The organism is Vitreoscilla filiformis, from assembly GCF_002222655.1.
Lineage (GTDB): Bacteria > Pseudomonadota > Gammaproteobacteria > Burkholderiales > Burkholderiaceae_C > Ideonella > Ideonella filiformis.
The window spans coordinates 1,021,078-1,042,052 of sequence record NZ_CP022423.1; the positions used below are offsets into that span (position 1 = coordinate 1,021,078).

Annotated in this window: 16 protein-coding genes; 2 read left to right on the top strand and 14 right to left on the bottom strand. The window is 64.0% G+C overall.

The features are described from left to right. Positions 1–3: 3 nt before the first annotated feature. The 14 genes from VITFI_RS04740 to argS form a co-directional block, all read right to left on the bottom strand. Positions 4–4,380: an NACHT domain-containing protein gene (locus tag VITFI_RS04740; RefSeq protein WP_089416016.1), complete on the bottom strand. Its 4,377-nt coding sequence runs from the start codon at positions 4,378–4,380 to the stop codon at positions 4–6. A gap of 220 nt (positions 4,381–4,600) precedes the next feature. After that, positions 4,601–4,960 carry a hypothetical protein gene (locus VITFI_RS04745; protein WP_198301622.1) on the bottom strand — a complete coding sequence of 120 codons (360 nt, stop codon included), beginning with the start codon at positions 4,958–4,960 and terminating at the stop codon, positions 4,601–4,603. Positions 4,961–5,175: 215 nt separating this feature from the next. Continuing rightward, positions 5,176–6,189 carry a CapA family protein gene (locus VITFI_RS04750; protein WP_089416017.1) on the bottom strand — a complete coding sequence of 338 codons (1,014 nt, stop codon included), beginning with the start codon at positions 6,187–6,189 and terminating at the stop codon, positions 5,176–5,178. Then, positions 6,186–6,593 (bottom strand): hypothetical protein, encoded by a 408-nt coding sequence (locus VITFI_RS04755; RefSeq protein WP_089416018.1) that lies wholly within the window; start codon positions 6,591–6,593, stop codon positions 6,186–6,188. The genes VITFI_RS04750 and VITFI_RS04755 overlap by 4 nt, the downstream gene beginning before the upstream one ends. Positions 6,594–6,595: 2 nt before the next feature. Further along, positions 6,596–7,987: an L-serine ammonia-lyase gene (locus tag VITFI_RS04760; RefSeq protein ID WP_089416019.1), complete on the bottom strand. Its 1,392-nt coding sequence runs from the start codon at positions 7,985–7,987 to the stop codon at positions 6,596–6,598. Positions 7,988–7,999: 12 nt separating this feature from the next. Beyond that, positions 8,000–9,625 carry a caspase family protein gene (locus tag VITFI_RS04765; protein WP_198301623.1) on the bottom strand — a complete coding sequence of 542 codons (1,626 nt, stop codon included), beginning with the start codon at positions 9,623–9,625 and terminating at the stop codon, positions 8,000–8,002. A gap of 44 nt (positions 9,626–9,669) precedes the next feature. Next, entirely contained in the window at positions 9,670–11,154 is a 1,485-nt protein-coding gene (locus VITFI_RS04770; protein ID WP_089416021.1) for a M16 family metallopeptidase, read from the bottom strand. Beyond that, on the bottom strand, positions 11,151–12,551 hold the full coding sequence (locus VITFI_RS04775) for a M16 family metallopeptidase (protein ID WP_089416022.1): 1,401 nt from the start codon (positions 12,549–12,551) through the stop codon (positions 11,151–11,153). The genes VITFI_RS04770 and VITFI_RS04775 overlap by 4 nt, the downstream gene beginning before the upstream one ends. Further along, the gene (locus VITFI_RS04780; protein ID WP_089416023.1) at positions 12,481–13,776 is read right to left on the bottom strand and encodes a THUMP domain-containing class I SAM-dependent RNA methyltransferase; all 1,296 of its coding nucleotides are present in this window, start codon (positions 13,774–13,776) and stop codon (positions 12,481–12,483) included. Before VITFI_RS04780 ends, VITFI_RS04775 begins: the two co-directional genes overlap by 71 nt. Continuing rightward, entirely contained in the window at positions 13,773–15,269 is a 1,497-nt protein-coding gene (locus tag VITFI_RS04785; protein ID WP_089416024.1) for an RNA polymerase factor sigma-54, read from the bottom strand. The genes VITFI_RS04780 and VITFI_RS04785 overlap by 4 nt, the downstream gene beginning before the upstream one ends. A 40-nt stretch (positions 15,270–15,309) precedes the next feature. After that, on the bottom strand, positions 15,310–16,068 hold the full coding sequence (lptB, locus tag VITFI_RS04790) for an LPS export ABC transporter ATP-binding protein (protein ID WP_089416025.1): 759 nt from the start codon (positions 16,066–16,068) through the stop codon (positions 15,310–15,312). Next, on the bottom strand, positions 16,065–16,637 hold the full coding sequence (gene lptA, locus VITFI_RS04795; RefSeq protein ID WP_157725567.1) for a lipopolysaccharide transport periplasmic protein LptA: 573 nt from the start codon (positions 16,635–16,637) through the stop codon (positions 16,065–16,067). Before lptA ends, lptB begins: the two co-directional genes overlap by 4 nt. Before the next feature lie 105 nt (positions 16,638–16,742). Further along, positions 16,743–17,456 carry an SPOR domain-containing protein gene (locus VITFI_RS04800; RefSeq protein ID WP_198301624.1) on the bottom strand — a complete coding sequence of 238 codons (714 nt, stop codon included), beginning with the start codon at positions 17,454–17,456 and terminating at the stop codon, positions 16,743–16,745. Further along, positions 17,453–19,162 carry an arginine--tRNA ligase gene (gene argS / locus VITFI_RS04805; protein ID WP_089416027.1) on the bottom strand — a complete coding sequence of 570 codons (1,710 nt, stop codon included), beginning with the start codon at positions 19,160–19,162 and terminating at the stop codon, positions 17,453–17,455. The genes VITFI_RS04800 and argS overlap by 4 nt, the downstream gene beginning before the upstream one ends. Before the next feature lie 125 nt (positions 19,163–19,287). On the opposite strand from argS, the gene VITFI_RS04810 reads away from it, so the two are divergent. Further along, positions 19,288–19,578: a PsiF family protein gene (locus tag VITFI_RS04810; protein WP_089416028.1), complete on the top strand. Its 291-nt coding sequence runs from the start codon at positions 19,288–19,290 to the stop codon at positions 19,576–19,578. Positions 19,579–19,718: 140 nt separating this feature from the next. After that, positions 19,719–20,963 (top strand): caspase family protein, encoded by a 1,245-nt coding sequence (locus VITFI_RS04815; protein WP_089416029.1) that lies wholly within the window; start codon positions 19,719–19,721, stop codon positions 20,961–20,963. Positions 20,964–20,975: the final 12 nt, after the last annotated feature.

Genomic DNA, 20,975 nt, shown 5'->3' on the forward strand with positions numbered 1-20,975 from the left:
CTGTCAGCCGTTGTGTCGTAGCGTGGTGCTGCGTGAGTCGTGCGAAGAAATTTTCGTCTTGACTGGACTCTTGCGAGTTGCTTTTGCAGCAACCCGACCCGCGCGGAAGTCTCTTTGTGGGGAGGCATCAATTCCGACGACACGCAGGAAGAGGGTGGGGTCGGTTGCCTGTAGTGCCAACGCCCGCTTCTCGAGCTGTGCAATAAGCACAGCGAAATTGACACGCTCGCCAGTCGGTGCATCCCATTGACGCTCACGCTGTAGCACGACGACGAAGAAGCCAATTTTTGAATTCGCTGCCTGCATGTACTGGCCTTTCAGTTGTTCGTCCAGGGCGATGAAGTAGTCCGTGCCTGTCCAGCGCGCTGACATCTTGAGCTCAATCGTTGCTCGCATTTCGCCGAGCTGGCATAAAACGTCACGCCGAGTTCCCTCGGGAAGAATGGGTTCAAGGGTCACGCCGTAGCGCCCGCTGCTGGCATGGTTCAGCTCGCTGCCAAGGAGCGCCTGGAAGTCTTCCTCCAGTGCCAGACCATCGCTGTCGGTCTTGATGTGCTGCATGGCCACCCGATTGAAGAATCGCCGCAGGCTGAAGTCTCCTTCCTCAATGCTGCGCTTCACGGCAAGGAGGTCGTTATGTATGGCCTGCGCAAAGGCGACAAAATCAGTCACAGGCGGCGCGAAGTCGCGCTCGAACCTGGAGTAGTCCTGCTGCTTAAAAGGAAGAACGAAAGACTCCTCTTCCCGCATCTGAAATTGCAGCAATCGGATGTATTTCACGCGTGTTCCGGTGGCCTTTTCCCGCAGCTCATTCAGCACCTCATAAGCAGCCTGGGATTTCGCGCTCGAAATGGCAGGGAGCAGCGAATCGCGGAGACGCTGGGCGTGATCACGAGCCCCTAAGTAATACACACGGCCATCCTCGTGTGTGAGGTCATCTTTCTCTTGGACTACCGCCATCATCCATTTGTAGAGGGCCGCGAGGGTCTTCAGGCCGTCTCGGCCACGCTGCGCAATGGTGCGCAAGTAGGCTTGGCGATCCTGGCCGACATACGCAGCCAGGTCGAACATGAACTCGTCCGCAGCGCGCAGCGCTGTTGCCCGCCAGTGTTCCCACTTGGCTATAAACGAGTCAGGGTAGTGCTGTAACCAGAACAGTCCCCAGACGACCCCATTTGACCGCAGACGGGCCAACTCCCTGCGGTGGCTTTTGAGCTCGCTACGTGCGGCTTGCTCCTCCGGTGTTTGAGGTTGTGACAGGGGGGCTGTGTCTGGGAGCGCATCCTTGAATGCGATGAACATGCGCGACCAAGCCTCCGCTTCAAACGTGTCTTGATCAATGCCACCGACATTTCCCACAGCAAAGCGGAGTGCCGACTCAAGTGCATGGGCTTCGACCCGTACTGCCGAACTGGTCGCGTAGTTCCAAGCTGTTGCAATGAGCCCACGTTGCACCACTGGAGGCGCATCTGAGAGGTGTCGAATCAGTGCGTCCGCTTTGTCCGCAGATACCGGGCCGGCGTCAGCCGCCTCCAATACGTGTCGGAGCGCGTCAAGCGCTGTGGTCTGGTGTGCACGAACGACTGGCCAGAACCACTTCGGATAGCCGTTGATTTCAAACTGGGCATAGGAGAGCGCTTGACGAACTTCGGCCACAGAAAGTGCTGGGAGTGAGGTGCCGTCCCCAAATTCCAGATGGAGACCTTGAAGCCCCGCGATGGTTGAGTAGTACGTGGAGCTGGTTTTTGTTTCCTCAAATTCCGGCGCTCGGTGGCGCCAGATCGTACTGAGCCCCATGCGTGCTGCGGCCGCGAGTGGCTGACCAGCAGCCTGCTCGAAAGCGGAGAAGTCACATTCACCATAGCGTGAGTTGTGATTCGTCTGGGTGAGCCAACGGGCAATCCAGGCCAGCGCATGGGTGTTTGAGCCGTCTCTCACAGTCTCGATTTGAGTGAGCAGTTTCTCCTTTGAAGTCTCGTCCAGTGTGGGCCTATCCCGTTTTGTTTTCCTGGGGCGTTCGGTCGCTTGATGGGGGGTGGCGTTTTCCTTCAGGGTGATCACCAGTTCGGTGAATCCAGGCTCAGCGAGGGCTGCTACATCAACGTCCTGCCAGAGCGTGTACATCCCCAAGGAGGCCAACGTGCTCCTAATTCCGTCAGCGGTGCGGTCACTCTGCGTAACGACAGCCCGGAGCAGGCTCTGGCGAACCGTGTCGTTAGTCTGCAAAGCTGTGTGCAGTTCAGCGCTGCCAGAGTGAAACTTACCGTGCGCCCGGTAGTACTCCAGACACAGCGCGGTGACGCGTTCGACCGGAAGTGCGGCGCTGCGAACCACGAGCGCCATCAGCTTCTGAACAGCATCCGCGAATTCATTGTGTCTTTGGCTGTACGTCGCGCGATTCGCCTTGCAGTGGCTCATCATGCGCGACTGCAAAGCCTCGACCAGCGTCGCTAGCTGATCAGGGCTGGCGGAGTCTGCAAGCTCGTGGGTAAGGGCCCAGCTCAGATGAAAGCTGCCGCCCTTGCATAAGTACTGCTTGGCAACCAAATCCGCGATTGTTTCGACATCGAAGGCTTTCCATGAGAGTTGGCTCACGAGAGGCCAAAGTGTCTGTTCTTCAAGGTTCGGGCATGCCTTGGCTGCGGTGGCGAGTGCTTGAGCGTCGTCGTCCCTGTTCAGGGACATCAAGTAACGGAGTTGGACTGAATCGCCCAAGAGCTTCGCGTAGTCGTTGTCGTGCTCCGCCAGCACCTTCGTTCGGAGGACATCGAGACGTGCATAGGTTGCGACCTGGAGAAGCGCGATGCGTGCGTGCTGATCCGTCCCGAAGCGCTCGTAGAGATCCAGCAGCGTCGGCTCAATCCCTGCCTTTGCGGCCTGCCAGTAGTTTTCAGCCGTTAGCGTGAACTGATTCCGTCCCAGTGAGTCGCCCAACGTCACCAACCGTTGAAGACTTCTCTCTAGAGCGGTGCGGGCCTCGGCAAGTGGGACTTGGTCGCTGCGCAAATCGCCAAAAAATGCGACTGCCTGTGGTTCTATATCGAGGAGCTCATGCCGACAATGCACGTTGAGAGTCGCGAGCCAGCCCGCAAGTGTCAAGTAGATCCGGTGAACCCCACATTCGCCTGTGGCTGACCTCCACGACAGCGCGGAGATCAGTCGTCGTGCGTTGTCGGGAGACTGAGCCAAAGAACTCAAGCGCTTGGCAGCCAGATACGGCAATAACTGATCGGGGTACAGCTTGACCTGGTGTTGCCCAGAGTCAATGAACAGCCGGGAACCGAGTAAGTAAGACAGTGATTTTTCTGACAGGAGTGAACCAACGAGTGGTCGGCATGACAGGACGCCATCTCGTACCTTGAGCGCATCTGGCGCAAGTTCCATGTTCGGCAACTGACAGACTGCCGAAGCAGCAGCCAGCGTTTCCAATGCCTTTTGAAGGTTCTCGGGCGGTGGGCGGCCTACCAGTTCTTCTCGGCGGTCGGAGCGCTGCTGGGTCTGAACCGCGCTTACCATGCGATCGAAGATGTCCGTGAGGTCGCGAGGTGGGCGATTAACGGGGTCGACGTATGCCAGTATGTCGAGGCTTCCCGGCCCAGCCGCAAGCTCTGCCAGACCAAAACTCCAGGCTGCTTCGAGCAATGCCCTGGGATCGGCGATTCCGTGGCTCTGCTCAAGGTACAGCCTAGCTGCTTGATTTGACAAAGGCAGGAGGCTATAAACCTTCAATGGCTCCTTGACTGCCCGTTTGGCTTGGGTAGGACTGCTGGCATCGAACGCAGCCAGCTCTGCACGCAGCGCGTCTGAGTCTGCGGGCTTCTCCGGCGTTTCCTCGGGTGAGTCTGCTCCGGTTTCACCCGCGTAAAGTGTGACGTCGAGCTCGCCCTGAACGATGTCCAATACAGCCGGAGTGAGCGTGGCCGGGCGAGATGAAAGCACCCAGTTGACGTTGGCGTCCGACTGTCGAACTGCTTCGACTGCTCTGCGAAGTGCGGACTGAAGGCCGGTGTTGCTACCTAACACTGCTTCGTCCAGCGAATCAGCGAACAGGTACAGCCGCTCGTTGGAAGTAGTTTTCCAAGCCGTGAAAGCCTCAGCATTCATCGCATCCAGCGCGATTTCAAAATCCGACTCTTCGAGCAACCTGTGTAGGGGGACAAATACGGCGTGCTGCCCATCCTCGCGGAGGCGTTGTGCACAGACCTTCAGCTCCGTCGTTTTGCCGAAGTTTGCACGCGCGGTGATGAGCGAGTATCTACCCGCGAGGACTTGCTTCCAGTCGAGGCGCTTTTGATCTATGGCGTTGATGAGTAGAAGTTCCTCGATCGAGTACTTGGTCAGGATTCCAAAGCGTCGTTCCAGATCGAGGTAGGGATGCATAGAGGTCCGGTTCAGTAGAGTGCGTCTTCGCTGTCCTCGGCCTGGTCTAGCAGAGGAAGCTCCGTCGATTGGCCCAGCGTAACGCCCCCACGTAGCCTCAAAAGTCGAAAACGCGTTACCGCAAAGAAGTGACAACCGTCAAAGCAAGAATCGGCAGGGGCTTCTTGGAAGCCATGTCGGAGGTAAAACTGTTTAGCAGTTTCATCCATGGCATGGCAAATCAGGAGGTGCGCCCTGATGATCTCGGAGGCTTGTCGGGCACGCAGCACAGCATCTGTCCGCGTCCTTCCCAGTCTTGGTGAACTGCCAGCCGGCCCAACACGATGACTGGCAATGGATCTGGCATGTTGCGGCGCCAGACGGCTGTGGGCGCGGCGTGTCGGGTCAATCCACCAGCAGCCAGCGCGTAAAACGCCACCACCTGTGAGTGCTCTTTTTCGGTCACCACGTAGGTTTTGGCGGCACCCTCTTGGCTGGATAACGCTCGACGTTGGAGCCATGTGGCCAAGTCCGGATGACGGCACGCAAACTTCGACAGATCGTGCTCGACGGTGAGCACCGCTGGGGGATTCAATCCCAAGGAGCGGGGCTGGCCAGCAGGGCGAGCAGCTTTTCGTTCTGCGCCAACGGCGGGTTCATGATTTTCTCGAACTGATATAGCTGGTTTTTGTCGATGTTCGAGCATGAAGTCTGTGCGGCTTTTGCCTTGAAGTTGTGCTGCGCAATTCACGGCCGAGTCGTTCGATCGACCAGCGTCCGTAGAGCGCTCCATGAGGTGGCGCACGCCCCTTGCGCTCAGGGTTGGTGGGGGTGCAGATCGGATGGTGAGCCCCCGAGTGGGCACGCCGCACTGACGGTCTGACCCCGCTGCCAGCACTGGCCAGTGGCTTGCCGATCCGGATGCGGGGTGCCTTCCCGGTCGATGCGCGCCACCACGCTGCGCCAACTCACCGCGCCCTGTCGATCCACCACCAGATTCAGCAGCCAACCGGTGTTCATCGCTTCGTGCTCAAACCCATTGAAAACGAAGTTGCCCAAGCTGTAGATGATCGGTTTGCCTTGGTACACCTCGGTGTCCTGCACGACGTGGGGGTGGCCGCCCACCACCGCGTCGGCCCCCGCGTCGATCAGCTTGCGGGCCAGCGCACGCTGTCGGGCGCTGGCCTGGGGCTCGTACTCCCAGCCCCAGTGCATCACCGGAATCACCACATCGGCCCGGTGCTCTTCGCGGGCCAAGCGGATGTCGCGCTGCACCTGGGCATCCTCGCTCCAGGCGACGCCGGGTTTGTCCACATCGGCTTCGAAATGGCGGGGCAAAAACTCGTTGTAACCCAGCAGCGCGATGCGCAAACCTTGGCGTTCGACGATCAGCGGGCGATGGGCTTCGGCCAAATCACGCCCCCCGCCGAATTGGGGCAGGCGCTGGGCTTGCAGGCGGTCGAGCATGTCCGCGAAGGCCTCGGTGCCAAAGTCCCCCGAGTGGTTGTTGGCCAGCCCAACCGCGTCGAAATGCCGCTTCAGCACCGGCAACACACGCGGATGCGCTCGGAAGGCGTAAGGCTTGCCCGGCTCGGCGCTGCCTCGGCGGCTCACCACGCACTCTAAGTTGGCCACGCGCACATCGGCGGCGTTCAGCCAAGCGGCAAAAGGCGCAAAGGGGTCGCGCCCTTGGCGAATCAGACGGCCAGGGGTTTCATCGAGCATGACATCGCCCACAAACGCCAGCCGAACCGACGGCCCCTCGGCCCGCACGCTGGGTGACAGGCCCAAGCCCACAAGCACGAGCCAGGATACGCAGCGCAGTCTCATGGGGCTTCATCCTTCAGCAACGTGCAGTGGTAGAGCAGCTCACTGCCCGTGCGGGGGCTGTACACCCGCTGCTGGCCTGTGAGCGAGGTGCGTGAGGGGGTGGGATGGTCGTAAGTCGCCAGGTGGAGCAGCACGTATTGGCGCGGGCTGTAAGCGTAGGCGTACAGCCGCACCGAGGTGGCCTGTTCCCCCTGGGCTTCGAGCACCGCTTTGAATCGAAATGACCGGCCAATCGGCGTGGCCGCTGCCCGGTAGGGGTCGGACGTGGGGTGAAACGTCAAGGTGTGCAGTTCGTTGCTGGCTTGCAGCTCGCATTGCAGGTGCAGGGCGGGCGCTGGGGCCGCTTGGCTCACCAGCGGCAGCAGGGCCGCCCCGATCATCCCCATCAGGCCACGCATGGGCATCGTCAGCACTCCACGATGTTGACCGCCAGCCCACCGCGTGCGGTTTCTTTGTACTTGGTGAGCATGTCTGCACCGGTTTCGCGCATGGTTTTGATCACCTTGTCGAGGCTGACGTAATGGCTGCCATCACCGCGCAGCGCCATGCGGGCGGCGTTGATCGCCTTGACCGCCGCAATGGCGTTGCGTTCGATGCAGGGAATTTGCACCAGGCCACCGACCGGGTCGCAGGTCAAGCCGAGGTGGTGCTCCATGCCGATTTCGGCGGCGTTTTCCACTTGCTGCGGCGTGCCACCCAGCACGGCACACAGCGCACCGGCGGCCATGCTGCACGCCACGCCCACCTCGCCTTGGCAGCCGACTTCCGCCCCGCTGATGCTGGCGTTTTCTTTGTAGAGCAGGCCGATTGCGCCGGCGGTGAGGAGAAAGTCGATCACCCCGGTCTGCGTCGCGCCATGCACAAACACCGCGTAGTAGTGCAGCACGGCGGGGATGATGCCGGCGGCGCCGTTGGTCGGTGCTGTCACCACCCGACCGCCAGCCGCGTTTTCTTCGTTCACGGCCAGGGCGTAGAGGTTCACCCAGTCCAGCACTTGCAGCGGGTCGCGCAGGGCGGCTTCGGGGTGGCTGCACAGTTGGCGGTGCAGGTCGGGCGCCCGGCGACGCACTTTGAATCCCCCCGGCAGTGTGCCCTCGGTGCGGCAGCCGCGCTCCACACAGGCTTGCATGGTGGCCCAGAGGTGCAGCAGGCCGGCGTCGATGTCGGCGTCGGGGCGCCAGTGGCGTTCGTTCACGCGCATCACGCCGGCGATGCTCAGGCCCTCACGCTGGGTCAGCGCCAGCAGCTCGGCAGCACTGTGGAAGGGCCGGGGCAACACTGTGGTGTCCGGCGCGATGCGGGCGTGGCGGGGGCCATCGGCCAGCGCTTCCTCAGTCAGCACAAAACCGCCGCCCACCGAGTAGTAACAGCGTTCGGTCAACACCGTGCCGGCGGCATCCCAAGCCGTGAAGCGCATGCCGTTGGCGTGCAGCGGCAGGCGTTCGCGGCGGTGCAGTACCAAATCGTCTTTCTCATGAAACGCGATGGGGTGCGTGCCCAACAGCGCCAAGCGTTTCTCAGCGCGCACCGTGGCCAGGCGGGGTTCGATGCTGTCGATGGGCACCGTGTCCGGTGCCTCGCCCAGCCAGCCCAGGAGCACGGCTTTGTCGCTGCCATGGCCTTTGCCGGTGGCGCCGAGGGAGCCATACAAATCGGCGCGCACACGGGCGGTGCGGGGCAGTTGGCCGGCATCGGCCAGACGCTGAACGAAGCGCTGCGCTGCCCGCATCGGCCCCACGGTGTGCGAGCTGGACGGGCCAATGCCCACCTTGAACAAATCGAAGACGGACACGGCCATGGGCTCCCCCTCTCAGGGCAAACGGGCGATGCGCAACCCCGTGAACAGCGACATCACCAGCGGCAACGAGCGCACGCGGTTGGCCGAGCGGGTGCTTTGATGCACGCTGTCCCAACTGCCGCCCCGAGCCACCGCCAGGCCGGACGCGCCCCAGGCGCTGCCATCGGTGGGGGCGTCGGTGTAGCTGTCGTGCCAGGTGTCGCGCACGATTTCCCAGGCGTTGCCGTACACGTCATACAAGCCCCAGGGGTTGGGCTTCTTTTGGCCAGTGGGGTGCAGGCGTTTGTCGCTGTTGTCCGCATACCAAGCGTATTCACCGAGGTGGCGTTCTTCGTCGCCGAACGACCAGCGCGTGGTGGTGCCGGCCCGGGCGGCGTATTCCCACTGCGCTTCGCTGGGGACGATGTAACGCTTGCCCGTCAGCTTGCTGAGGGCCTCGGCAAACTCTTGGGCATCGCCGCGTCCGATGCCGATCACGGGGCAATGGTCACCGCAGCGTGACAGCATCAACTGCGTCGCGCCATCGCCCATGACAGCGCGCCACAGCCCTTGGGTCACTTCGTGCTGGCCCATCCAAAAGCCCGAAACAGTGACCGTGCGGGTGGGGCCTTCATGCTCCCAGCGCCCCGCTTCCTGTTCTGGCGAGCCCATCTGAAAACGGCCCGCCGGGATGCCCACCAGCGAGAAACACACGTCTTTGATGCACTCCCGGTCGGTCTGGCCCGCTTGGATGCCACCCACCCGCGACATCGACGCCGTCGGTTTGGCTGTGGCCGCAGGGGCGGGCGGTGGTGCGGGCGTCTGCGTTGGCGTGGGGGGCGCGGCGGGCGTGGGGGGCGGTGGATCGGCGCTGGCGACCGTGACGCTGCCGGGACGGAAGAAAAACTCCCCGTCGAGCGCACCTTCCATCCAAGGTTGCTGGTCGTTTTGGCTGCTCTGGCGCACATCGGCGGCGACGCGCTTGAGCATGCTCTCCACCGGCACCCCCGGCGTGCTCAGGTGTTTGAGCAAGTAGCTGGTGTACAGCCCGTTGCTGCCCGTGCCATCGGCGGCGACGCTGCCCGGGCGGGTGGCAAAGTGCAGCAGCGTGCCCGAGGGAGCGGCGTCCAGTTTGGCCAGGCCGCGCTGGGCGCTGCGGAAACTGCGGGTGTAGGGGTTGTCGCGGCAAGCGTCGATCAACAGCAGTTTCACCCCGGCTTTGGACTCGTCCAGGCGTTCCAGCCACTGGCTCAAGTTGATGCTGTTGAGCGGCACATCGGCCTCGACCTTGATGACCGCATCGACCGCCGGCAGGTAGTTCACCCCTTTGACCTGCAAGCCGTGGCCGGCGTAGAACAACACCACGTCGTCCCCGGGCTGGATGCGGTTGGTGAAGGTTTCCAGCGTGCGGCCAATGTCGTCGCGGCGCAGGTTGCGCACCAGCGTGACGTTAAAACCGAGCTGGCGCAGGGCTTTGTCCATGGCCACCGCGTCATTGACGGGGTTTTTGAGGGGGGACAGCAGGTAGTCTTTGTTGCCGATGACCAAGGCCAGTCGGGCGGCTTCAGCCACACTGAGCTGTCCCCACAGCCCCACGGCCAGCAACCCACTGCCGAGCCACCCGAGACAACGCCGAACTGAAAAGCGCGAAATCGCCATGACACACATGTCCATGTGAAGAAATGAAAACGGGAGCAGGCCCTTCACCTCAACGTTGCGGCATCCAGCCGCAGTTGACGTGCTGAACCCACCCAAGCCCCATCGCGGGACAGCGCCGTGCCCGCCGCTTCCAAATCACCCACGATCACCGTGCGCAACTGGGCGGTGTGCCAGTAGCGGGCGGCAAAGTCCTGCACCTCTTGGGCGGTGACGGCCAGCACCGCCGGCACCACGTCCCCGACCTCGTTGAGCGGGCGTTGCCGTTCGACCCGGTCGATCACCAAACTGGCCAGGCCGGCGGTGGTGTCCAACTGACGCGCAAAACCACCGACCAAACCCGCTTGACGGGCCGCCAACTCGGTGGGCGTCGGGGCCTCGCGGGCCAGGCGCAGGATTTCCTCCCGCATGACCTGTTCCACCTCAGCGGCACTGCGGTGGCTGGTCTGGGTGCTGGTGACCAGCACGCCCCCTTCCGGGTACAGGTTGAGCCCCGCGCTGGCGCCGTAGCTCAACCCCCGCTTGATGCGCACCTCTTGGTTGATGCGCGCTGAATAACTGCCGCCCAACACCTCGGCGGCCACCTGGGCGATGCGGCGTTGTGGATCGTCAATGCCCACCGGCATCGGCGCCAGCACCACGACCCCGCTCTGGCCTGCGCCTGGCAAGTCGAGCAGCACCCGCGAGGGCAACGTCGGGTCGGCCACTTGGGGCGGTGGCGCGGTGGGGGTGGGGCCGTGGGCACGCCAATCTCCCCAGTGCCGCCGGGCCAGCAGCAGGGCTTGAGGCAGGCTGATGTCCCCGGTGAACACCAAGCTGGCCCCATGAGGCCGGGCCTGGCGTTGGTGCTGGGCCAGCACGTCGGCGTGGTGGATGCGCTCCAAGCTGTTGCGCGTTTGGGGCTGGGCGTAGGCACTGCGCCCCCAGGCCACACGCCGCGCAATCAACCCCGCCAAGGCCGACGGATCGGCTTGTTCGAACTTCAACCCATCAATGGCCCGTTCACGCACCCGCGCCAATTCACGCGCTGGCAGGGTGGGGCGGCGGATCACATCGGCCAACAGCTCGGCGGCGGTGTCCAAGTGGGAGGTGGCCACGGTCAGGCTGAGGGCGCTGCCCCGCCAATTGGTGGCGCTGTGCAAACCGCTGCCCAGGGCTTCCACACGGCGGGCCAAGTCGGTGGCATCCAGGGCGCGTCCCCGGTGGAGGGCGCCCCGCGTGCGCAGTTCGTGGGTCAGATCGGCCAAGCCGGTTTGACCTGGCGGGTCGGCCAAAGCGCCCGTGCCCAGGTGCAAGGCCATCGTCACCAGTGGCAAGCCGGGGCGAGGGGCCACGATCACCCGCAGGCCATTGCCCAGCGTGGTTTCTTCAAAACGGGGCAACACCAACGGGCGTGGGCGGCCAGGCACTGGCGGTTCATCCACACCCGGAATGGCCCAGGACGACGTGGGCAGCAAACCCGCACCCAGCAGGCCCTGACCGAGCCAGCGCAGCACAGGACGGCGCGTCCAGACGGGGCGAGAGGGGGTCATGAGGGGCGCTCCTCGGCCTGGGGGGCCTGGCTGTAGTACAGGGTGGCCATCGGGCGGTCGATGACGTGGCGGCGCAAAGCTTGGCGCACATCTTCGGCGCGCACGGTTTGCAGGGCCATCAATTCCCGATCGGCTTGAGCGGGATCCCCGCCGTGGATCATGGCCCAGCCCAGGGCATCGGCGCGGCCTTCGGGCGTTTGGCGGCCGACCAAGGCGGAGGTCAGCACTTGGGTGCGGGCCTTGTCCAGCTCGGCGGCGGGGATGGGGCCGTGGGCCAGCCGGCGGATGTCGTCGAGCAGCGGCGCCACCAGGGCTTCGGGGCGATGCGAACCGGCGGCGATGGCATAGGCGGTGATCGAGCTGGCGTCGGTGTAAAACGAGCAACTCCAGCCCGCACTTTGGGCGATGCGGCGGCGCTGCACCAGCCCTTCATGCAAGCGCGACGCTTCACCCGAGGACAACAGCACCTGCGCCACTTGCAACGCCAGCCCGTCGGGGTGGCTGGCGGGCGGGCCTTTCCAGAGCAACACCGTGGCTGGCAAAGGGACGTTGGGGCCGTGCAGATGAACCGGTGCGGGGCTGTGCGTCCAAGCCGGTTCGCGCACGTTGACGCGAGGAATGGGCGAGGAGGGCCGCCGAATGGGGCCGAAGTAGCGGTTCACCCAGCCGTCCAACTGCATCGGGTCAAAGTCACCGACGACGATCAGGAAGGCGTTGTCTGGGCGGTAATAGGTGGCATGAAACGCCTGCACATCCGCCAGCGTCGCCGCATCCAGGTCGGTGATGCTGCCGATCACCGGGCGCCGGTACGGGTGAACGTCAAAAGTGTGGCCCACCATGGCGTTGAACAAGCGGCCATAAGGGTCGGCGAGGACACGCTGGCGATACTCCTCCTGCACCACCGCCCGCTCGCTCAAAAAATTGGCCTCATCGACGTTCAGGCTGGCCATGCGCTCGGCCTCGGCCCACAGGATGCGCTCCAAGTGATGCGAGGGCACCAAATTTTGGTAAGTGGTGTTGTCTTCCGAGGTGAAGGCGTTGTTCTGGCCGCCCACATCTTCGGTGAGGCGGTCGATCTGCTCGGGCGCCATGTGGCGCGTGCCCTTGAACATCAAATGCTCGAACAGGTGCGCAAACCCTGAGCGGCCTTCGGGATCGTCCTTGCCGCCGACGCGGTACCACACCTGCACGCTCACGCTGCCACTGCCGCCACCGGGCAAGGCCAGCACTTCCAGCCCATTGGCCAGGGTGCGACGCAGGCAGGCCATGGGCGGCACGTGCAGCAGCGGTTGCGCACTGCTGGCCGCCGCCCACGCTGCTGGTGCTTCAGTCAGCAGGGCGGCGCTGCTCAGGGCCAGGTGGCACAGCCAGCGGCGCCGATCGGGTCGATGGATCATCGGCAGACTCCTTGCGCATTGAGCCGGTGATCATGTCGAAGCGGAACATGCGGCACTCGATGGCCCCGTTCCACATCGGCACGCGCCGGCTTTCTTTGAGGCGCATCAGGCTGGGCAATCGGGCCTCTGGGGTGAGCACCCAAGCTGTCCAGCCGGTGTAATGTTTTTTCCAGTGGGCGGCGAGGCGGGTGTAGAACTCACCCGCGTCGGCAGCTCCCTCAAAGCGTTCGCCCTGGATCGTGTCGTACCCGCCCGAGCCTTGCCCTTTGGGGGCGATGCGCTCGCCATAAGGCGGATTCATCATGAGTATGCCCGCACTGGCCGGTGCGGGACGTTGCAAAGCGTCGGCGGTTTTGAACTGAATCGACCGGGCCACGCCGGCGCGTTCGGCGTTGCGGGTGGCAAAGTCGGTCATGCGGAAGGACACGTCCCCCGCCCAGACAGGCACCGCTGGCGCATGCACCGCCGCTTCGGCCTGTTGGCGCAGCGTGCGCCAGGTGACGAGTTGATCCCGAAACGGCAACAGCTTTTCAAACGCGAAGCGCCGATGCAGCCCCGGCGCCATGCCGCAGGCGATTTGGGCCGCTTCAATGGCGATGGTGCCCGCCCCGCAACACGGATCGAGCAGGCCGCCGTCTTCCTCCCGACCATGCCAACCGGCGGCGGCCAGCATGGCGGCGGCCAGGGTCTCCTTCAGCGGCGCTTCGCCCTTGACTTCGCGCCAACCGCGTTTGAACAGCGCTTCGCCCGACAAATCCACCGACAAACTCGCCTGCTCCGGCCCCAAGTGCAGCACCAGGGACAGGTCGGGAAAGCGTGTGTCCACGTTCGGGCGCTCGCCGCAGGCGTCACGCAGGGTGTCGCACACGGCGTCTTTGATGCGCAGGCCCGCAAAGTTCAGGCTGCGCAGCGGGCAGCGCCAAGCGGAGGTGTCCACCCGCAGCGTTTGGCGCGGCGTGATCCAGTCTTGCCAGCGCACGCGCCGGGCCAAGGCGTAGAGATCGTGTTCGTCGCGGTAGGGGCCATCGGCGACCGGCCACAGCACGCGCTGCGCCAGGCGGCTGCCCAGGTTTAGGCGCATGGCCTCCTCGCGTCCGCCCTGGACGTAAACGCCCCCCCGTCCGGCTTCTACCGGCGTGCCCGCTGGCAACAAACGGGCGCACTCGGCCTCCAAAAACGGTTCGACGCCCGCTGCACAGGGAAGGAACAACCAAACAGGAGTCATAGGGCTTTGCGAAGGTTGGCCGGGGCGATCTTGAGCGCCTCGCGGTATTTGGCCACGGTGCGGCGGGCGACTTGAATCCCTTGCTCTTCGAGCATGTCGGCGATTTGGCTGTCCGACAAGGGTTTGGCGGTGTTTTCTGCGGCGACGAACTGCTTGATGAGCGCCCGCACGGCGGTGGAGCTGGCGTTGCCGCCCGCGTCGGTGTTGAGGCTGGAGCCGAAGAAGTATTTCAGCTCGAAGGTGCCAAATGGCGTGGCCATGTATTTGGCCGTGGTGACGCGGCTGATGGTGGACTCGTGCAAGCCCAACTCGTCGGCAATCTCGCGCAGCACCAGCGGTTTCATGGCGATCTCGCCGTGGGTGAAGAACGCCTTTTGCCGTTCGACGATGGCTTGGCTGACGCGCAAAATGGTGTCAAAACGCTGCTGGATGTTGCGGATGAACCAGCGGGCTTCCTGCAAGCGTGCGGAGAGCGTGCCGCCGCCACGCTGGCCTTTGATCGCCTGGGCGTACACATCACTCACCCGCAGTTTGGGCATGACATCGGGGTTGAGTGTGGCCTTCCAATTCCGCCCGGATTTGACAACGATGACGTCGGGCACCACCACCAAGCGCTCGGCTTGGATGAAAGGCCGGCCCGGTTTGGGCTCACACGCGACGATCAGGGCTTGGGCTGCCTTGACGATGGTGTCATCGCTGCGGGTGGCCAGCGCCAGTTTTTTCATGTCCCGCTTGGCCAACAAATCGAGGTGCTGCGCCACGATGACCAGCGCACACTCACGCACCGCACTGGGCGGATGTTGGCGCAGTTGCAGGCCCAAGCATTCGGACAGGTTGGCCGCTCCCACGCCGGTCGGCTCCATGCTTTGCAGCCACTTCAGGCCGCAGCGCAGTTGATCGAGCAAGTCTTCGCGTGCTTCGGGGTCGTCCAGCCCGAGGGCGTCGGCCAGGCGTTCGGCGATGTCTTCGAGGGTGCCATCGAGGTAACCATCGTCGGTGAGGGATTCGATCAGCACATGCACGCTGGCCGCATCCTGTGCCGACAAACGCATGCCCAGCAACTGCGCCCGCAGATGCTCCTGCAACGTCGGGCCAAAGACCGAGCGCTCCTGCGGCTCGAACTCCTCATCGCCGTTGGTGCTGGCGTTGCCGCTGGGGGTTTCGCGGATGCCGTCGAAATCATCGGCTTCGGTGCCGTTTTCCCAATCGGCGCGTTCGGTGGTGCCGAAGTCACCGGCTTCGAGGCTGGCGGGCTCGTCGCTGCCGGGGCTGTCGGCCTCATCACGCGGCGTGGCGCTTTGGCTGAGGGTGCCCAGGCCGAACTCCATGGGCGCCATCTCCTCCTCGTGCTCCAGAAACGGGTTTTGTTCGAGCATCTGCTCGACTTCTTGGTGCAACTCCAGCGTCGAGAGCTGGAGCAGGCGGATGGACTGCTGCAACTGCGGCGTCAGCGCCAGGTGCTGAGACAGGCGAACCTGAAGCGTGGGTTTCATCGTGACGCGAGGATGGGGGTTGGGGTGATGATCATCGGCATCACATGCGGAAATGTTCACCCAGGTACACGCGGCGCACGTCTGGGTTGTCGATGATTTGGGTGGGCGTGCCTTCAGCCAGCACAGAGCCCTCGCTGATGATGTAAGCGCGATCGCAGATGCCCAGCGTTTCGCGCACGTTATGGTCGGTGATGAGCACGCCAATGCCGCGTGCCTTCAAGAAACTGATGATGCGCTGGATCTCGATCACCGCAATCGGATCGACGCCGGCAAACGGCTCGTCCAGCAAAATGAAACGTGGCTGCGTGGCCAGCGCCCGGGCGATTTCCACCCGCCGCCGCTCGCCACCGGACAGGGCCGGTGCCGGCGAATCGCGCAAACCGGTGAGGCTCAAATCGTGCAGCAGGGTGTCGAGTTGGCGCTGGATTTCGGTGGGGGTATACGGTTTGCCTTGGGCGTCGTATTGCAGTTCCAGCACGGCGCGGATGTTTTCATCCACGGTGAGTTTGCGAAAAATCGACGCTTCTTGCGGCAGGTACGACAGCCCCAGGCGCGAACGCTGGTGGATGGGTTGGCGCTCGACGCTTTGCCCATCGATGTGAATCTGGCCCGCATCGCAGCGCACCAAGCCGACGACCATGTAGAACGTCGTTGTTTTACCCGCGCCGTTGGGGCCGAGCAAGCCCACCACTTCACCCGCCGCGACCGACAGATGCACGCTCTTGACCACCGTCCGGGCGCCGTACGTTTTGCGCAGTCCGCTGGCTTCGAGGCGGCTGGAGGGCGTGCGGGGCCTCATGGCTGACCCTCCGGGGCTTGGCGCGGCACAAACACCAACCGCGCTCGGCCATTGGCCGGTGTGGAGGCCGCTGCCCCGGCTGGCGGGGAGCCGCCTTCGAACACCAGGGTGTCGGCCTTTTGGTCGTACACGATGACGGCGGCGTGGGCTTCGTCGCTGACTTTGCCGTTGCGCAACACGCGCAGCTTGGCGTCTCCGATGAAACGCACGCGCTCGGCGGCGCTGTCATACTCGACGCGGTTGGATTCGGCTTCGACCACTTCGTCTTGCCGGTCGCGCTTCTGGCGAAAGCGCGTGGGTTGCAGGGACGATCCTCGGGCCTGGGCCATGAAACGCCCCGGCGCTTCTTCGCGAATCTCCACCCGCTCCGCCAAGATGCGCAGCGTGCCTTGGGTGATGGACACGTTGCCGTTGAGCACCGTGATTTTGCGGTTCAGATCGACGGACGCGGCTTGGCGCCCATCACTCTCCACCACCATGGGCTGCAAGCGATCCGCCCGTTCGGCGTGGCACAGCGGCGCGGCACACAGGCCCAGCAACAACACAACAGACGAGGTCGAGCGCATCATGGTTTTCGGCATAGAAATTGCTTTGATTCTATGCCACCCCGCTGCGCTGTGGCGGGGCCATGGCAAAAAACCAGCCGCTCAGGAGGTGCGGCTGGGGGTGCGGCTTTACGGCCCGCTGCGGGTCACGATGGAGCTGGAGCCCGAAGACTGGAGGCGTTCGCGCAACTGGTCGGCTTCTTCGCGGGTGGCGAACGGGCCGATGCGCACGCGGAACATGGTGCGACCGTTGATCTCACGCTCGTACACCTTGGCATCGTAGCCTTGCGCGGCCAAGCGGGCACGTTGCTGCTCGGCTTCGCTGGACGTCGAAAACGCCCCGATCTGCACTTGGTAGATCGGCACCATCTGGTTGGGCGGATTGGTCGGCGTGCTGGGGGTGGGGCGCGGGGGGGGCTCGGGGGGGCTGGGGCGCTCGGGGGTGGTCAGCGGATCGCGGCCAGCCAAGATGGCGGCAGGGTCGCGGGTGCTGTTTTGCATCAGGATGGGCCGGGTGGGGGCGCTGCCCGCGCTGGCACTGGTGGCTGTGGCTGGCGCAGGGTTGGAGGAGGGCAGCGAGGCAGCGTCCTGGATGGCTCGTGCGGCACGCCCCGCCAAGCCGGCGTTCGGATCCCAATGGCGCAGGCGTTCGGCTTCAGCGGCTTCTTGTTCGGGGGTGCGGCGGTTGCCGGTTTTGTTGTCCACGAACGGCATGGGCATTTTGGTCACGTACATGGCCACCCCCAACGCGATGATCAGCCCGACGAGCAGCCCCACGATGATGCCCATGATCACCCCGCCACGCTGACGCATGCGGGAAACGAAGGGGATGGCAGATTTCATGCGGACTCCGTGACGGCTTCGCGGCTCATCGACTCTGGGGCGCTCACCCCCAGCAGACCCAAGGCGTTGCGCAGCACTTGGCGCGTGGCGGCCAGCAGGGCCAAGCGCGCCCGTGCCAGGGCCGCATCTTCAACCAAGAAGCGTTCGGCAGCGTAGTAGCTGTGGAAGGCCGAGGCCAAGTCGCGCAGGTAGAACGCCACGTCGTGCGGCGCCAGCGAGGCGGCGGCCCCGCTCAACATGCCGGGGTATTCGGCCAGTTTGAGCATGAGTGCCAGTTCGCTTGGTGCCGTGAGCAGACTCAAGTCGGCGCTGGCCAAATCGGCGGTGGCGATGCCTTGTGCGGCCCCTTGGTTCAGCACCGAGCAAATGCGCGCATGGGCGTACTGGACATAGAACACCGGGTTCTCGTCGTTTTGCTTCAGGGCCAGGTCGATGTCGAAGGTGAACTCGGTGTCGGCCTTGCGGCTGATGAGGAAGAAGCGCACCGCGTCGCGGCTCGTCCACTCGATCAGGTCGCGCAGCGTGACGTAGCTGCCGGCGCGCTTGCTGATTTTCACCTCGGCGCCATCGCGCACCACGCGCACCATGGTGTTGAGCACGTAGCTCGGGAAGCCTTGCGGAATCCCCAGCCCCACGGCCTGCAAACCGGCGCGCACGCGGGCGATGGTGCCGTGGTGATCCGTGCCTTGGCAGTTGATGCAAGTGGTGTAACCGCGCTCAAACTTGGCGATGTGGTAAGCCACGTCCGGCAGGAAGTAGGTGAACGTACCGTCCGACTTGCGCATCACGCGGTCTTTGTCGTCGCCGTAGTCGGTGGACTTGAGCCACAGTGCGCCGTCTTGCTCGTAGGTTTTGCCTGAAGCCACCAGCTTGGCCACGGTGTCTTCGACGCGGCCCGAGGTGTAGAGGCTGGATTCGAGGTAATAGCTGTCGAACTGCACGCCAAAGGCTTGCAAATCCAAGTCTTGCTCGTGGCGCAGGTAAGCGACGGCGAATTGGCGGATGCCGTCCAGATCGTCCGGATCGCCCGAAGCGGTGAACTCGCGGTCATCCGCTTTCACCGTTTTTTTGGCGAGGAAGTCGGCGGCGATGTCGGCGATGTAATCGCCGTTGTAGGCACTCTCGGGCCAGCCATCATCACCCGGCTTCAGGCCCTTGATGCGGCACTGCGTCGAGGTCGCCAGCGTGGCAATTTGCACGCCTGCATCGTTGTAATAGAACTCGCGCAGGACTTCGTAGCCTTGCGTTTGGAACAGGTGGCACAGGCTGTCGCCGAGCGCACCTTGGCGCGCATGGCCGACGTGCAGCGGGCCGGTCGGGTTGGCGGAGACGAACTCCACCATCAACTTTTGGCCGTTGGCGCTTTGGCGACCGAAGCAGGGGCCGCTGTCCAGCACCTCACGCACCACGGCTTGTTTGGCGGCCGGTTTCAGGCGCAGATTGATGAAACCGGGGCCAGCGATCTCCAGCGCGTCCACCCATTGCTGAATCGCGGGCTGGGCTTGGAGAGCGTCGATGAGTTGCTGGGCCACAGCACGCGGGTTGCTGCGCAGTGGCTTGGCCAGTTGCATGGCGGCGGTGATCGCCAGATCGCCATGCGCGGCCTGTTTGGGCTGCTCGAATTGAGGGACGAGGGTGGAGTCGGGGGCCAACTGCTTCACCGCAGTGGCCAGCGCGACTTGGAGTTGGGCCTTGGCTTGGATCATGGAGCGGGATTCTAGGAGGGGGATGATGCGCGGCATCCACAAGCGTGTGTCCACCGTCCACCTGGGCGATGCGTTATGCGCACTTCGGTCATCGGTCGATGGCCGTTCTTGTTCAAGGAGTTGGTATGAAGAAGTTGTTAAGCGTGGTGGCTCTGAGCGTGTGTGCCCTGTCGGCCATGGCACAAACCGCAGCGGTTCCGCCGGCGGCGCCGGCGTCGGGTGTCAAGCCTTGCTTGAGCGAAGCCAAAGCCAAGGGCCTCCAAGGCGCTGAGCGCAAGACCTTCTTGCAAGAATGCCGTGCCAACCGCAAGGCCGAGCACGCCAAAAAGCGCGAAGCCTGCGTGGCCGAAGCCGGCCAGCAAAACCTCAAGGGCGCTGAGGCCAAGAAAGCCATCCGCGCTTGCATGCAAAAGTGAGCCCGCTGGGGCGCTGCGGTGACCCTTGATCACGGGGGGCGCACCGCTTGATGGCCGCCCCGCACCGGCGTGATACTGAGTGCAACGTAAAGTCTTGTGTCTGAGCGGCCGACGGGCGTCGGCTCGGATCGGGGGAAGCGATGAAACTCCAGTCTCTGCTGCCTGTGGGCAAAACCATCACCGTGCTGGCGCTGCTGGCCGGTTTGTCACCCCTGGCCCAAGCTGCACGCTTGGCGCTGGTGGTGGGCAATGACAACTACCAAAACGTCACCAAACTGCGCAACGCACGCAACGATGCGCAGTCTCTGGCGCGTGAGCTGGAGGCCGCTGGCTTCAGCGTTACGCGGTTGCTGGACGGCACGCGCCAAAGCATGAACACCACGCTGGACGGCTTTTTGCAGCGCGTCAACAAAGGCGACGAGGTGGTGTTTTTCTTTTCTGGCCACGGATCGCAGCCCAGCCAAGGCGGGCCGATGCTGTTGCCGGTGGACATTCAACCCACCAGCGAGCGCACGGTGCAGCGCGACGGCCTGGCGCTGAACCAGATCATGGACGATCTGAACCAGCGCGCCCGCTTCGCGCTCATCATGATCGATGCGTGCCGGGACGATCCATTTCGCCAAACCTCGTTTGGGCGCTCGATTGCGCCGGGTTCCTCGCTGGGGCGGGTCGAACCGCCCAGCGGCACGATGGTGATCATGGCGGCCTCCAAAGGGCAGCAAGCGCTGGATCGCCTGTCCGACCGCGATCCGGTGCCCAATGGCTTGTTCACCCGCGAGCTGATCCGCCACATGCGCACGCCGGGGCTGTCCGCTTCCGAGATGATGCGGCGTGTCAAAACCGGGGTGGAGCAGGCGGCGGCAGGTGTGAATCATGTTCAACGGCCCGCCTTGGTGGACGAATCGTCCTCGGATTTCTTTTTCTATCCGCAGGGCGCTGGTGCGGCGATGAGTCCGCCGCCGGCCCCGGTGCCTGCACCTGTGCCCGCTCGTGTGGCCCCGCCCGCGCCCACCCCGGCGCCAGTGGCCGTGCCCAGCTATGGCACGCCGCCGCCCGCCGCTCCGAGCCTGACCCGCTCCGATGCCCAGCGTGAGTTCGATGCCTGGGATGCCGCATCGCGCAATCCGACGCGGGCCAGCCTCTCCAACTTCTTGGCGCAGTTCCCGAATGGCCGCTACGCCGCGCAGGCCCGCACCCAATTGAGCAGCTTGGGCGGGGCTGCCGCTGCTCCGGCGCCGACCGCTCCCGCCAAAATCGATCCGCAAGCTGAGTACGACTACTGGGAGCGCATCACCGCCCGGGGCACACGCGAAGCGTACGAAGAGTATTTGCGCACGTACCCCCAGGGGCGCTACGCTGACATCGCCCGAGCGCGTGCCCGCTGAGGCGGCTCGGCC